General features: G+C 69.5%; 14 protein-coding genes. 9 read left to right on the top strand and 5 right to left on the bottom strand.

The annotated features are described in order from the left end of the window. Positions 1-145: 145 nt before the first annotated feature. Positions 146-649 carry a septum formation family protein gene (locus tag HDC94_RS02100; RefSeq protein ID WP_179494438.1) on the bottom strand — a complete coding sequence of 168 codons (504 nt, stop codon included), beginning with the start codon at positions 647-649 and terminating at the stop codon, positions 146-148. A gap of 71 nt (positions 650-720) precedes the next feature. On the opposite strand from HDC94_RS02100, the gene HDC94_RS02095 reads away from it, so the two are divergent. From HDC94_RS02095 to HDC94_RS02080, 4 genes are read left to right on the top strand one after another with little or no spacing between them, the layout of a single operon-like run. After that, entirely contained in the window at positions 721-945 is a 225-nt protein-coding gene (locus HDC94_RS02095; RefSeq protein WP_179494436.1) for a DUF1232 domain-containing protein, read from the top strand. 59 nt (positions 946-1,004) lie between these two features. Further along, on the top strand, positions 1,005-2,756 hold the full coding sequence (locus HDC94_RS02090) for a dynamin family protein (protein WP_179494433.1): 1,752 nt from the start codon (positions 1,005-1,007) through the stop codon (positions 2,754-2,756). Further along, entirely contained in the window at positions 2,753-4,354 is a 1,602-nt protein-coding gene (locus tag HDC94_RS02085) for a GTPase (protein ID WP_179494431.1), read from the top strand. The genes HDC94_RS02090 and HDC94_RS02085 overlap by 4 nt, the downstream gene beginning before the upstream one ends. After that, entirely contained in the window at positions 4,354-6,504 is a 2,151-nt protein-coding gene (locus HDC94_RS02080; RefSeq protein ID WP_179494429.1) for a transglycosylase domain-containing protein, read from the top strand. The genes HDC94_RS02085 and HDC94_RS02080 overlap by 1 nt, the downstream gene beginning before the upstream one ends. Before the next feature lie 42 nt (positions 6,505-6,546). On the opposite strand, the gene HDC94_RS02075 is transcribed toward HDC94_RS02080, so the two are convergent. Next, entirely contained in the window at positions 6,547-8,172 is a 1,626-nt protein-coding gene (locus HDC94_RS02075) for a cell wall-binding repeat-containing protein (RefSeq protein WP_179494427.1), read from the bottom strand. A gap of 188 nt (positions 8,173-8,360) precedes the next feature. Between HDC94_RS02075 and HDC94_RS02070 the strand changes: the two genes are divergently transcribed. From HDC94_RS02070 to HDC94_RS02055, 4 genes are read left to right on the top strand one after another with little or no spacing between them, the layout of a single operon-like run. Then, positions 8,361-8,729, top strand: coding sequence for a hypothetical protein (locus tag HDC94_RS02070; protein ID WP_179494425.1), 369 nt, complete (start codon positions 8,361-8,363; stop codon positions 8,727-8,729). Between the two features lie 25 nt (positions 8,730-8,754). Then, positions 8,755-9,801 carry a type III polyketide synthase gene (locus tag HDC94_RS02065; protein WP_179494423.1) on the top strand — a complete coding sequence of 349 codons (1,047 nt, stop codon included), beginning with the start codon at positions 8,755-8,757 and terminating at the stop codon, positions 9,799-9,801. Next, complete coding sequence (locus HDC94_RS02060) at positions 9,798-10,316, top strand: isoprenylcysteine carboxyl methyltransferase family protein (protein ID WP_179494421.1); 519 nt, start codon at positions 9,798-9,800, stop codon at positions 10,314-10,316. The genes HDC94_RS02065 and HDC94_RS02060 overlap by 4 nt, the downstream gene beginning before the upstream one ends. Then, complete coding sequence (locus tag HDC94_RS02055) at positions 10,313-11,329, top strand: NAD(P)/FAD-dependent oxidoreductase (RefSeq protein WP_179494418.1); 1,017 nt, start codon at positions 10,313-10,315, stop codon at positions 11,327-11,329. Before HDC94_RS02060 ends, HDC94_RS02055 begins: the two co-directional genes overlap by 4 nt. Before the next feature lie 47 nt (positions 11,330-11,376). On the opposite strand, the gene HDC94_RS02050 is transcribed toward HDC94_RS02055, so the two are convergent. Then, on the bottom strand, positions 11,377-11,823 hold the full coding sequence (locus tag HDC94_RS02050) for a MarR family winged helix-turn-helix transcriptional regulator (protein WP_179494416.1): 447 nt from the start codon (positions 11,821-11,823) through the stop codon (positions 11,377-11,379). Positions 11,824-11,845: 22 nt separating this feature from the next. On the opposite strand from HDC94_RS02050, the gene HDC94_RS02045 reads away from it, so the two are divergent. After that, positions 11,846-12,061, top strand: a complete 216-nt coding sequence (locus HDC94_RS02045) for a hypothetical protein (protein ID WP_179494414.1) — start codon at positions 11,846-11,848, stop codon at positions 12,059-12,061. Between the two features lie 33 nt (positions 12,062-12,094). Here HDC94_RS02045 and HDC94_RS02040 read toward each other — a convergent pair whose 3' ends face one another. Both HDC94_RS02040 and HDC94_RS02035 read right to left on the bottom strand, forming a co-directional pair. Beyond that, the gene (locus HDC94_RS02040; protein WP_179494412.1) at positions 12,095-12,751 is read right to left on the bottom strand and encodes an HAD hydrolase-like protein; all 657 of its coding nucleotides are present in this window, start codon (positions 12,749-12,751) and stop codon (positions 12,095-12,097) included. 26 nt (positions 12,752-12,777) lie between these two features. Continuing rightward, on the bottom strand, positions 12,778-13,614 hold the full coding sequence (locus HDC94_RS02035; protein ID WP_179494410.1) for a type II secretion system F family protein: 837 nt from the start codon (positions 13,612-13,614) through the stop codon (positions 12,778-12,780). Position 13,615: the final 1 nt, after the last annotated feature.

Here is a 13,615-nt window from a genome sequence, read left to right as displayed (position 1 = left end):
GCCGGGGCCCCGAACTGCGCAGTCCGGACCAGCTTGCTGGGCCGGCGGCACAGTTTGGGCGTCAAGTCCCCCCTCGCGCACCGAAATAGAGAAGGCCGTCCCTCTGGGGGCGGCCTTCTCTATTTCGTTTGGTGAGGGTGCTGCGCTAGTACGCAGCGTTGCTGAGGGTTCCGCTCACCTGCTGAGCCGGGTCGTAGATGGCGCACTGCACGAGACGGTCGCCCTGGTCCCAGCCCGACGCCGTCGGCCGCAGACTGAAGACGTCGAGGGTCGAGTCCTCGTAGGCGATACCCGCGAAGGCGTCGAAGGCGGCAACGCACTTCTCGTCGGCTTCGGAGGAGACGGCGTCATCACCGGGGAACTCGCCGTCCGTGATCTCGAACTCGTGGAACACCTCGTTGTCGTGCGGCTGGTCGCAGGGAACGATCGGCACCGAGGTGATCTCCTCCGAGCTGCCCTCATCGTCGAAGCAGTCCCCGACCGCGAGGGAGAAGACGTCGACGTCTCCCTCTTCTACAACCTGGCCCTCGTCGTCCCTCACCGCTGAGCCAGGGCCGAGGAGGTCCCCGACGATGGAGCATCCCGCCAGTGCGGTTGCCGTGACGAGCGCGAGGGCGGCGGTCGTAACGAGAGTGGTGAGTTTGAGCATCGGTGTCTCCTCGCACGCTGATTGTTTCTCATCACACTAGCGAAGCGCGGGGTCGCGCCTAGGCTGGGGGCATGTCCCGTGGACGCCAGATCGCAGCAGCAGTGGCCGTGGCCATCGGCGCGCTGCTCTACGGGGTGTCGCCGATCGATGTGATCCCTGAGTTGCTCACGGGTCCGCTCGGCCTCGCCGACGACCTGGCGGTCTTCGCGGGCGCGGGCTTCGCCATTTGGAAGCTGCTCAGCGGCGGCAAGGGCCAGCAGCCCGGCACCACGCCGCCTCCACCGCCCGCGGAGTGAGCTCGAGGCGTTACCAAACTGCCACCGCGAATCCAGCCAACCTGAGGCATCCTTTATAGGTGACTCCCCCGGCACTGACTGCGCGCGAGCGCCTCGAAGCGGTGCGGGCGACCCTCAGCGACGTGGCCCTCCCCCTCCCGCTCGACGGCGCACCCGAGGCTCGGGATGCCGCGGCAGCGGCCGTGCGGCAGATCGACGACTACATCCGCCCCCGCCTGACCGACCTCGACGCCCCTCTTCTCGCGGTGGTCGGTGGTTCCACGGGCGCCGGGAAGTCGACCATCGTCAACGCGATCGTCGGGTCTCCCGTCACGCGGGCAGGCGTCATCCGCCCCACGACGCGGCAGCCGATCCTCGTGCACGCCCCGACCGATGCCGGGTGGTTCGCGTCCGACCGCATCCTGCCGGGACTCGCGCGCGTGCGCGGTCGCCTCGCGGGGCCGTCAGAGACGGCGTCGACCGCGGGTGAGACCCCCGACGCCTCGCGGATCGGTGAGCTCGTGCTGCTCGCCGACGACCGAATCCCCGACTCGGTGGCCATCATCGACGCCCCCGACATCGACTCCGTTGCCGACGAGAACCGCGCACTCGCGAACCAGTTGCTCGCAGCAGCCGACCTGTGGCTCTTCGTCACGACGGCCAACCGGTACGCGGATGCCGTGCCGTGGCGATTACTGGATGACGCGGCATCCCGTGCCATCACCGTGGGAGTCGTACTCAACCGCGTGCCGCCTGGCGCTGCCGACGACGTGCGCGAGGACTTGGGCAGGATGCTCGCCGAGCGCGGTCTCGGAGCCGCACCGGTCTTCACCGTGACGGAACAGCCGCTGGACGACTCGGGCATGCTGCCGATCGCCGCGGCAGCCGGCATCCGCGACTGGCTCTCCGGAATCGCGGGCGACAAAGCGGAGCGCGCGCGGATCGCCGCCGCGACCCTCACCGGTGCCGTGGAGGATCTCGCGCGTCGCGTGAACGGTATCGCGACCGCGCGGGCGGCCCAGCTCGCGTGGACCAACGAGGCCGACGAGGCGGTGCGGCTCGAGTTCTCCTCCGCGGACGCGGGCATTGACGCCGCGACCCAGGACGGTGCCCTGCTGCGCGGCGAGGTGCTCGCCCGCTGGCAGGACTTCGTCGGCACGTCCGACGTGTTCCGCACTGTCGAGTCCTGGTTCTCGCGGACACGCGACTCGGTGAGCGCGTGGTTCCGCGGTGTTCCACAGCCCGTCGTCGACGTCGAGACGACGATCGAGCACGGGCTCCACGCGGTGATCGTCGACCAGGCGAGTCGCGCATCCGCGGGCGCGTGGCGCGAGCTCCAGCGCAGCAGTGCCGGTCGGGCACTGCTCGAGGGGCACCCGGAACTTTCAGCACCGAGCCCCGGCTTCGGGGCAGAGGCATCCGCCATGATTCGCGACTGGCAGGCCGGCGTCATGCAGCTCATCAGCGACAACGTCGGCGGCAAGCGGACGCGCGCGCGGGTGCTCTCGCTCGGTCTCAACGCGGTGACCGTCGCCCTCATGATCGTCGTCTTCGCCTCCACGGGCGGCCTCACGGGAGGTGAGCTCGTGATCGCGGGCGGCTCCGCCGTTCTCGGGCAGAAGCTGCTCGAGACGATCTTCGGCGAGGATGCGGTGCGGCGTCTCGCGAAATCCGCGCGCGACGACCTCGGTGCTCGCGTTGACGCGTTGCTGGCCACCCAGGCCGACCGGTACTCCGTGCTGCTTGCGGGAGTGCGTCGGGGCCCGACGCCCGAGGGGCTGCGGGAGGCCGCGGCATCCCTCGTGTCCGCGGTGCGGGAGCAGAGGGCATGAGCGCTGGCACCCTGGATGCGCGGATCGAAGCGCTCCGTGACATCCGTGAGCTCGGCACCGGTCGTGAGCCCGAGGCCCTTCTCGTGCGCATCGACGCCGTGGTGGCGCGCACCGAGGGTCGACGCGCACTCTCGGCCGACCACACGGTCGTGGGGCTGTTCGGGGCGACGGGGTCGGGCAAGTCGAGCCTGCTGAACGCCCTCGTGGGTAGTGACATCGCCCGCAGCCACGTTCGTCGCCCGACCACCTCGGAGCCCCTCGCCGTCACCTGGGAACCCGCGGGTGCCGTGCCCCTCCTCGACTGGCTCGAGGTGCGCGATCGCCACGTCGGAGAGGCACCGCTCGACCCGCGCGCGCCGATGCTCGTGCTTCTCGACCTCCCCGATTTCGATTCCGTGGAGCTCGCCCACCGACAGGTCGCCGAGCGCCTCGCGGGCCAGGTCGACGTGCTCGTGTGGGTCGTCGACCCCCAGAAGTACGCGGACGCTGTGCTGCACGCCGACTTCCTCGCCAACTACTCGCGCCACGGTGCCGTAACGCTTGTCGTGCTCAACCAGGTGGACCTGCTGCCCGCAGCCGATGTCGGCAGGGTGGTCGACTCGCTGCGCGGCCTGCTCGCGGCCGACGGCCTGCCATCGGTGCGCGTGCTGCCCGTGAGTGCCGCGACGGGTGTCGGCATCGACGACCTGCGCGGGGCGATCGGCGCGCTCGCCGCGGAGAAGGCCACCATCACCGCGCGCCTCGAGGCGGATGCCGCCGCCATCGCCGCGGAAATCCCGGCGCCCGGCCGCCCGGCCAAGCTCCCACGCTCCCTCGAATCCGCGCTGACCGAGCAGCTCGCCGTCGCGGCGGGGGCTGACACGGTCGCGGCGGCCGTCGCGGCCTCGTACCGCAAGCGCTCGGGACAGGCGACCGGCTGGCCCGTCGTCTCGTGGATCCTGCGGTTCCGCCCCGATCCGCTCACCCGTCTGGGTCTGAGGACCAGGAAGGGCAGCGACCCCGACCTCCATCGCACGAGCATGCCCGCCATGAACGCGGGCGCGCAGGCGCGCGTGTCACTCGCGGTGCGGAGCTACGCGGATGCCGCGGCCGAGCCCCTCGCGGAGAACTGGCGGGCGAGCATCCGCGACACCGCCTCCCGAGCGCTCGACCGGCTGCCGGGAGCGCTGGACCTCGCGATCGCGCGGGCGGCCCTGCCGACCCGTGCATCGTGGTGGTGGGTGCTCTTCTCCATCCTGCAGTGGGTATCGGTCCTCGCGGCGCTCGCCGGAGTGCTGTGGCTCCTCGCCCTCGCTCTTCTCCCCACCATCGGCATCACTGCCCCCAGAGTGCCCGTCGTCGAGGGATGGCCCCTCACAACGCTACTTATACTGGGAGGAGTTCTGCTCGGAGTCGTTCTGGGTATTGCGGGGGCCGCGCTCGCTGGGGTAGTCGGGGCGCACCGCAGGCGACGGGCTCGCAGATCTCTGTTGGCGCAGGTCGACGTGGTTGCACGCGATCTTGTGATGACTCCCATCTCCGCGGAATTGGAACGTGCGACCATGTTTGCGAATGCGCTCGAGAAGGCCGCCGGCGGCGGCAAGAAGGTGGTGAGGTAGTGGTGAGGGACACGAGGCCCTGGTACCTCCGACACCACCCGGCAGTGCGCAAGCCGGAGAACGCCGGCGTGCGCGTCCTGAAGGGCGTGGCCGGAATCCTCAGCCTCAGCCTGCTTGGCGGCATGCTCGTAGCGCTGGGCGCTGCGCCTGTCGTCGGCGTCACGGGTGTCGTCGCCGCGAGCACGACCGGCATCTTCGAGGAGCTGCCCGAGTACCTGGTCGTCGACCGCCCCAACGAGCGGAACACCATCTGGGCGCAGTCCACCGCGCCGGGCAACGTCAATGGCTACACCCCCATCGCGACCGTCTACCTGCAGAACCGCCAGGCCGTCGACTACGACCAGATCTCGCCGTTCGCGATCGCCGCGGCGATCGACGGTGAGGACCACCGGTTCTACGAGCACAACGGTGTCGACGCCAACTCCGTGATGCGTGCGGTGCTCGGCAACTTCGTCAAGAGCGGCGTCGACAGCGGTGCATCCACGATCACCATGCAGCTGGTCAAGAACCTCTTCGTGCAGCGCGCCCTCGAGCAGCCGACCGGCGTGCTGCGCGATGCCGCCTACGAGGAGGCGACCGCGCAGAGCTTCGAGCGCAAGCTCGCCGAGATGAAGTACGCGATCGGTCTCGAGAAGCGGTACACGAAGCAGGAGATCATCACCGCGTACCTGAACATCTCGTTCTTCGGGGATAACACTTACGGTATTGAGGCGGCGGCCCAGCGCTACTACGGTCGCGCGGCCAAGGACCTCACGCTCGAGCAGGCCGCGAGCCTCATCGCGATCGTGCAGTACCCGGGCGAGCGGGGTCTCGACAACCCGGACAACTTCGCCGCCAACCAGAAGCGCCGCGACGTGATCCTGCACGCCATGTACGACGTGGGCAGCATCACGAAGGACGAGCGCGATGCCGCTCTCGCCCTGCCGGTGGATGCCTCGACCCTCGCCCCCGTCGAGGGTGGCAGCGGCTGTGTCAACGCCAAGGTCGAGGCGCGCTGGTTCTGCGACTACGTCGTCAAGAACATCGAGAACTTCGAGGCACTGGGGGCGACGCCCGTCGAGCGCCTCGAAAACTGGCGTCAGGGCGGATACGACCTGTACACCACGCTCGATCTCGACATCCAGACGAACGCGCACAACCAGACCAACTTCTGGGCACCGGGCAATGAGCCGGGCTTCGCCCTCGGTGCGGCCACGACATCGGTCGAGGTCGGCTCCGGCCGCGTGCTCACGATGGCCGAGAACAAGACGTTCGACGACAGCAGTGCTGGCGGCGGGGCTGGCACCTCGGCGGTCAACTACAACACGTCGTACGCCTACGGCGGCTCCTCGGGCTTCCAGTCGGGCTCGACCTACAAACTCTTCACGCTCGTGGCCTGGCTGCAGGCCGGACACAAGCTCTCCGACACTGTGGACGGGTCGGCCCGAACGGTGCAGCAGTCCGCCTTCGTCGACACGTGTGCGGACAGCCGCGGCCCGTGGGGCGGGCCGTACCCGTTCAAGAACGACTCCGGCGGCGGCGGCGCGATGTCGGTGGCCTCGGCGACGGCAGGCTCTGTGAACGGTGCCTTCATCTCGATGGCCCTCAAGCTCGACCTGTGCGCCATCCGTGCCGCCGCTGAGGCGCTCGGCGTCGAGCGAGCAGACGGTGACCCGCTGTGGACCAACCCGTCGTCGGTGCTCGGCACCAACCAGGTCACCCCGCTCAGCATGGCTGGTGCGTACGCGGCCATCGCGGCCGGCGGCGTGTACTGCAAGCCGATCGTGCTCGACAAGGTGGTCACTCCCGACAACCTCGAGCTGCCCGGCCAGACGAGGGACTGTCGCCAGGCCATCGCGCCCGAGATCGCCGCTCAGGCGTCCATCGCGCTCCAGGCGGTCATGACGGGCGGCACCGGCTCTGCCTCGAACCCGGGCGATGGTATTCCGGTGCTCGGCAAGACCGGAACCACCGATGATTCCATCCAGACCTGGATCGTCACATCGACCACGCGTGTGGCGACGGCCGTGTGGGTCGGCAACACCGTGGGCGAGTTCCCGCTCGCGCAGTACGTCTACGCGGATGTCGCGGGCAACCAGTTGCGCCACCGCATCATGGCCGCGACCCTCGCCGTCATCGACGGCAAGTACGGCGGCGGCGGACTGCCGTAACCGGCTCGACCGTCGTCGGCGGACCGGTGGTGTCGTGCCGGTCTAGCAGCGGTCGAAGTTGGCCACTCCGGAGCTCAGGGTCGGGGTTCCACCGAGCAGAACCACCTGTGTGGCCTGGATCGAGGTGAGGGCTCGCGACACCGACTCCGGGATGCACGCACTCGCCGAGAGGTAGAGCGGAGCATCCTTGCTTCCGGCGAGTGCTGCGCCAGCCAACGCGTCGGGGAAGGTCTGGCCCGATGCCAGGTACACAGTGGGAGCAGTGCCGAACGCCTGCACGTTGATGGCGTTGGCCGTCTCGTAGCGGTTCGCTCCCGAGAGGCGACTGACCGAGAATCCTGCGTTGGAGAGGGCCGACTGGATGCCACCACTCACGGTGTCCGTGCCCCCGACGATCCGTACCGTCGTGACCCCCAGCGACTGCAGGAGCGGCACCGTGGACGAGTCGATCGTCGACAGTCCGCCGTTGACGAGGATGACGGGTCCGTCGAGCCGGGCGGCGGCCGCACTCGCGGTGAGGGCGTCCGGGAAGTCCAGGCCGGTCGCGATGTAGGCGACGGAGGCGCTGTCGAAGGCGTCGTCGACGATCGCCCGCGAGGTGGCGTAGCGATCGGGGCCGGCCACCCTGGTGGTGGGGGCGATGGCTTCGAGCTGCGCGAGGACGGTGTCATCCACAGACGGAGTGCTGCCCACGACGACGATGCGCCCAGGCTGCAGGCGACGGAGTTCCTGATCGACGGAGGGCGGCAGGGTGCCGGTCTCGGTGAGAAGGAGGGGCCCGCCGAGCTTGGCCGCGGCGGGGGCGGCCCCGAGTGCGTCCGGGAACCCGAGGCCGGAGGCGACGTAGGCGATGGGGACACCCGGCGCGAACCCGCTCTGCGAGATCACGGCGGAGGTCTCGTAGCGGTTCGAGCCGGCGAGCCGCGACGACGTCACGGATCCCGAGACCGGTGCAGTCGGGTTGGAGGTCTTCGACGCGGGGTAGTGGCCGTACTTGGTGCCCGTTACCGTGGCGGTGATGGTGTTGCCCATGTCGGTCAGGGAGGGCTTGTAGCTCGAGGACGTCGCGCCCGGGATGACGGTGCCCCCCGACTCCCAGCGCCAGCCGATCGACACATCGGAGGGCCAGCCGCTCAGCGAGGCGTTGAGGGTGCCGCCGATCGATGCTGACCCCGAGATCACGGGAGCATTGCCCGGGATGACACGGGGCTGACTGCCGGCAAAGATCTGCACCCAGTAGTGGCCGTAGGGTCCACCCTTGACGTATCCGACGCCGACGCCGACGTAGCTGGAGTTCAGGATGTTGGCACGGTGGCCCGCCGAGTTCATCCACGCGTTCATCACCTGCGACGCGGACGTGTGGCCCGCTGCGATGTTCTCGCCGGAGAAGGTCCAGCCGCCGCCGGAGATCATGGCCGATCGCCAGTCGGCGCTGCTGTGCTGGAAGAGACCGTTGTCGGCGAGGTACTGCGCCCAGACCTGCGCGGCGAAGTCGAGCGTGGGATCCGTGAGCAGCGGGCCGAGGCCGTTGGCGGCGCGCTGCTGGTTGACGAGTGAGTAGACGTCCCCGGCGGGGCCGGTCGCCGCCTGGGCGGGCACGACGAGGCCCACGGAGAGAAGCACCGCCGCCGCAACTGCGGCGAGCATCCTGCTGATGTGTGATCGCACTCGTTACCCCCTGACGATGAACGCTGCGGTGTCACCACCCCTGATAGCTCCGCAGTCCCCCCAACTTATCGGGGTACAGGGGGTGATACCAGACGTCCTTAAGGGGGACATGGGACGGGGAGATCACCTCCCGCGCCCCCTGTTCGCGGCTCTTGATCGGCACTCGGGTCGCCCAGCAGACTGTCCGCATGAACACTCTTCGCACCTTCGCCGCCGCAGCCATCGTCGTCTCGGCGGTCTTCAGTCTCTCGGCGTGCTCGCCGAACACGCCCGTCATCGCCCCGGTCACGGTCGAGGCCAACGACCTGCAGGGTACGAACGTCGACCTCGTCGTCGGCCAGGTGCTCAACATCAATACGGGTGACCTCGCGGTCGACAGCTACACCGCGGAGATCGCGGATGGCGCGATCCTCGAGTTCACGCAGGGCCGCGAGGACGGCTCCGCCGTCTTCAACCCCGGTTTCACGGCCAAGGCCGTCGGCGAGACCGAGGTCACCATGACGAACGAGCAGGGTGGCATCCAGCCCCTCGAGTTCACCGTGACGGTCACCGAATAGCACCACAGTGGCGTAGCGTCGCTGCATGAGTCGCATTGCAGCGGTCGCCCCCGTGCTGCCTGACTATTCGTACACGCAGGCTGAGATCACAGCCGAGCTCGCGCCGCTGATCTCGGCCGCGCCCGGCAAGCGGGCCGTGCTCGAACGGATGCACGCCGCATCCGGCATCGGACGGCGGCACACGGCGCTCCCGCTCGAGCGCTACCGGGAGCTCGGAACCTTCCGCGAGACGAACGACCTGTTCATCAGCTGCGCCACCGATCTCGCCGAGCGCGCACTGCGCACCGCGCTCGCGGAGAGCGGTCTCGAACCGCCGGACGTCGACTTCGTGATGTTCACGTCGGTCACGGGTATCTCTGCGCCGTCCGTCGACGCGCTCCTCGTGCAACGGCTCGGCCTGCGCGCCGACGTGAAGCGCCTTCCCTCGTTCGGCCTCGGTTGTGTAGGGGGAGCCGCGGGGCTCGCACGCGTCAACGACTACCTGGCGGGTCATCCCGGCGAGGTTGGCGTGCTGCTCAGCGTGGAGCTGTGCTCGCTCACGCTGCAGCGCGACGACGAGACGATGGCGAACTTCGTCGCGACCGGGTTGTTCGGGGACGGGGCTGCGGCCGTGGTGCTTGTGGGCGACGACCGGGGTGAGCCGGGCATCCGCGTCGTCGACACGCGAAGCTCGTTCTACCCGGACTCGACCGAGGTGATCGGGTGGAACGTCGGCGGCTCGGGCTTCGAGATCGTGCTCACCGCGGGCGTCGCGGACGTGATCGACAGGCACTTCCCCGCCGAGGTCGCTGCCTTCCTCGGCGACCACGGCATGACGGTGCAGGATGTCGCGACCTGGGTCGCACACCCCGGCGGCCCGCGCGTGCTCGAGGCGTTCGAGCGCTCGCTCGGGGTCGACCGTTCCGAGTTCGCGGCAAGTTGGGCCTCGCTGGACAAGGTGGGCAACCTCTCGTCGTCGGCGGTTCTCCACGTGCTCGCGGACACGATCGAGTCCGGGGCGTCGGGCCCCGGACTCCTGTTCGCGCTCGGGCCCGGGGTCAGCGCCGAGTTCGTCCTGCTGGAGCTGCCGTGAGCGTGATCCTCTACGTCGCCTTCGTGCTCGCGACGGGAGGCGAGCGCATCTTCGAACTCGTCGTCTCGAAGCGTAATGCCGCCGCCGCGTTCGCCCGCGGAGGTATCGAGTACGGCCAGCGGCACTTCCCCTGGATGGTGGCGCTGCACACCGGCCTTCTGCTGTCGTGCATCGCGGAGGTCGTGCTGCTGCAGCGGCCGTTCATCCCGTGGCTCGGCTGGCCGATGCTCGTGATCGCTATCGCGTGCCAGGCGGCGCGGTACTGGATCATCGCCTCGCTCGGCACGCAGTGGAACACGCGCGTGATCGTCGTGCCGGGTGCTGGCCGGGTCGCGGATCGTGGTCTCTACCGCTGGTTCAGCCATCCCAACTACGTGATCGTGGCCGTCGAGGGCATCGCGCTCCCGCTCGTGCACACCGCGTGGATCACGGCGATCGCGTTCACGGTGCTCAACGCCGTGCTGCTGTTGGGATTCCGTATCCCCACCGAGAACCGGGCGCTGCGACAACTGTGAACGACGTCGACGTGCTCGTCGCCGGTGGTGGACCCGTCGGGCTCGCCGCCGCGATCGAGGCGAGGCTCGCCGGACTCACCGTTGCCCTCGTGGAACCACGCGAGGGCCCCATCGACAAGGCGTGCGGCGAGGGGCTCATGCCCGGTGCGCTGCCGTTGCTCCAGCGGCTCGGTGTGGATCCCGCCGGGATGCCTCTGCGCGGAGTCAGCTACCGGAACGCGTCCAAGCGCGCCGACCACCGGTTCGAGACGGGCGTCGGGAGAGGGGTCCGTCGCACGGTGCTGCAGTCGGAGCTCGCCGACAGGGCCAGCGAGCTCGGCGTGCGCTTCGTGGACGGTCGGGTCGACGGCATCGAGCAGGATGCCACGGGCGTGAGCGCGGCGGGGGTGCGGGCATCCTGGCTCCTCGCCTGCGATGGCCTCCACTCGGGCGTGAGGCGCACGCTCGGGCTGGACCGGCCCGTGCGCCGCGGCAGGCGCTTCGGGATTCGACAGCACTTCGAGGTCGCGCCCTGGAACGATCTCATCGAGGTGTACTGGGCCGAGGACGCCGAGGTGTATGTCACCCCGATCGCCCACGACACTGTGGGCATCGCAATGCTCGGCGCGCAGCACGCCGACTTCGACGCCGTCGTGCGGTCGATCCCCGAGCTCGCTACAGCGCTCGCGGATGCCGCGCCCGCAAGCACTCGGCGCGGTGCCGGCCCGTTCCGGCAGCGGGCCGCGCGGGTGCGACTCGGGCGCGTGCTCCTCGTGGGAGACGCCTCCGGCTACGTCGACGCGATCACGGGTGAGGGACTCCGGCTCGGCATCGACCAGGCGCGCGTCGCGGTCGCCTCCCTCCTGGGCGGAGCCGGCTACGAGCGCGAGTGGAGGCGCGTGACACGCGACTTCCGCGTCCTGACGAGCGGGCTGGTTGCCGCAGCCCGCAGCCCCCTGCGCGGGGGCATCGTGCCGCTCGCCGCCCGGCTCCCGCGCGTCTACGGCGCAGTGGTCGAGCGGCTCGCGCGGTAGTTCGCGGACGCGGACGCGGACGTGGGCGCAGCGCGAGCCGCGCGGCCTCAGCGGAGGTGGTCGAGGAGAGCCGTGAGCGAGTCGCGGATCGATTCGAGCTCGGCCAGTGGCATCCCGAGGCGCTCCACGACCTGACCGGGGACGGCCTCCGCCCTGCTGCGCAGGGCGACACCCTTGTCGGTGAGGCTCACGTCGAGGGCGCGCTCGTCAGCAGGGTTGCGGCGGCGCGTGATGAGGCCTGCCTCCTCGAGACGCTTGAGCAGGGGCGACAGGGTCGCGGGCTCGAGCAGCAGCGTCTCGCCGAGGTCGCGCACGGTGCGGGGGCTGCGTTCCCAGAGCGCGAGCATCACGAGGTACTGCGGGTGCGTGAGACCCAGCGGTTCGAGGATCGGGCGGTAGAGCCCGATGACTCCACGCGAGGTGGCGGCGAGGGCGAAGCAGACCTGGCGGTCGAGGGCGAGGGGATCCGGGATGCTCGTATCGACGATCGTCATTTACTTAGTATACTAATTGTTTGTGGACACAGTACATTCGAAACCGGCCTGGTGGCAGCGTCTCAACCGCGCGCTCTTCCCATTCATGGGCCCGGCGCAGGTGGGACCGTACGAGACCGAGCCGCTCCCGCCGACGGGCCAGAAGCCGTGTCCGCTGTGCGGCAACCCCATGGATGGCCACACGTTCGAGCGCAGCACCGACCACCGTTCGACGCGCATGCACTGCCCGACCCCCTAGTTTCGGCGCCCGCCGTGCGGGGCGGGGGATGGGTCAGCCGAGGAGCAGGGGGATGAGCTCGGCGGGGGTCGCGACCGTCGTCAGCGAACCCTTGGCTTCTTCCGGCTTGCCGTAGCCCCACTCGACGAAGATCGACGGGATGCCATTGGCCGCTGCTCCCTCGATGTCGTAGTCCCGGTCGCCGACCATGATCGGGCGCGAGACATCGACCCCGACCATCCGGAAACGTGTGATGGCCTCCGAGATCACGTCCTTCTTGGCCGAGCGGATCTCATCGATCGACGCACCGGAGAGCACCCTGAAGTACTGCGTGAGGTTGCCGTGGTCGAGGATGACGGATGCCGGGAACTCGGGCTTCGACGTCGCGAGCGAGAGTGGCACCCCCGCGGTGTGGATCGCCTTGAGCACCGCCGGGATCCCCTCGAAGATCGGGCTCGACTTGGTACCGCGCGAGATGTAGTGGTCGCGGTAGATCGCGAGGGCGACGGCCGACTCCTCCGGGCTCATGCCGGCGCGGTCGCGGAAGGCGTCGAGCAGCGGCGGGCCCACCCACGCGCGCAGTTCGGTCTCGCTCGGGACGGGTAACCCGAGTTCCGCGAAGACGTGACCGAGCGACGCGGTGATGCCTGGCGCCGAGTCGGCGATGGTGCCGTCGAGGTCGAAGAGGATGCAGGTGTAAGGGCTAGTCATGGCATCCCGAGCCTACGCTGCGCCCGCTACAATGCCCCGAACGAGCGGATGAGGTTGGCCGCCGCCGGCCCCAGCACGATGATGAAGAGCACCGGCAGGATGCAGAACATGAGGGGGAACAGCACCTGCACCGGTACGCGCATCGCCTTCTCCTCGGCTCGCTGGCGACGCTTCGCGCGCAGGTCCTTCGCCTGGGTACGCACGACCTGGCCGATCGAGACGCCGTACTCGTCGGCCTGCATGATCGCGCGGGCGAACCGCTGCAGGTCCACGACGTCGGTGCGGGCGGCGAGGGCCGAGTACGCCTCGCGGCGGGATGCCCCGACCCGCATGTCCTGCACGGTGCGAGCCAGTTCGGCTGCGAGTGGCCCCCGCCCGTGCCTGCCGGCCCGGTCGATTGCCGTCTCCAGCCCGAGTCCGGCCTCGACCGAGATGAGGATCTGGTCGAGGGTGTCCGCGAGCTCGAGCTGGATGGTGTCCTGCCGCTCCTTGGCCCGCCCGTACACGATGAGGTCCGGCACGAAGTAGCCGCCGACCACAAGTACGAGGCCCACGATCACGATCGTTGCCGAGGGCTGCCACCAGATCAGGAGCGCAGCGACACCGAGACCGGCGAGCAGGAGCAGGAGCTTGGCGATCACGAGCGTGCGCAGCGACCACTGGTTCGTGAGGCCGGCCAGCTGCAGGTTGCGTTCCATACGCTGGATGAGCGCACGTGGCGCGAACGGCGGTGGCGCTGTGTGCGCAACTCGTGGCCGCGCGCTCGCGGTTGCAGTGCCGCGACCCGGGAACACGGCGAGCACGAACAGCGGCAGCGCCGCTGCGAGGAGGAGCGGGCCGAGGATGCCGAGGGCGAAGGACATG

The organism is Leifsonia sp. AK011 (assembly GCF_013410945.1).
GTDB lineage: Bacteria > Actinomycetota > Actinomycetes > Actinomycetales > Microbacteriaceae > Rhodoglobus.
Note: the sequence above shows the minus strand (reverse complement) of the source record. Positions and strands in the feature narration are given on the sequence as shown.

Bases quoted from the DNA above. Each gene is read 5' to 3' on its own strand.
- HDC94_RS02065 (WP_179494423.1), top strand. From the start codon at position 8,755: ATGAGTCGCATTGCAGCGGTCGCCCCCGTGCTGCCTGACTATTCGTAC.
- HDC94_RS02085 (WP_179494431.1), top strand. From the start codon at position 2,753: ATGAGCGCTGGCACCCTGGATGCGCGGATCGAAGCGCTCCGTGACATC.
- HDC94_RS02040 (WP_179494412.1), bottom strand. From the start codon at position 12,751: ATGACTAGCCCTTACACCTGCATCCTCTTCGACCTCGACGGCACCATC.
- HDC94_RS02095 (WP_179494436.1), top strand. From the start codon at position 721: ATGTCCCGTGGACGCCAGATCGCAGCAGCAGTGGCCGTGGCCATCGGC.
- HDC94_RS02050 (WP_179494416.1), bottom strand. From the start codon at position 11,823: ATGACGATCGTCGATACGAGCATCCCGGATCCCCTCGCCCTCGACCGC.
- HDC94_RS02100 (WP_179494438.1), bottom strand. From the start codon at position 649: ATGCTCAAACTCACCACTCTCGTTACGACCGCCGCCCTCGCGCTCGTC.
- HDC94_RS02070 (WP_179494425.1), top strand. From the start codon at position 8,361: ATGAACACTCTTCGCACCTTCGCCGCCGCAGCCATCGTCGTCTCGGCG.
- HDC94_RS02035 (WP_179494410.1), bottom strand. From the start codon at position 13,614: ATGTCCTTCGCCCTCGGCATCCTCGGCCCGCTCCTCCTCGCAGCGGCG.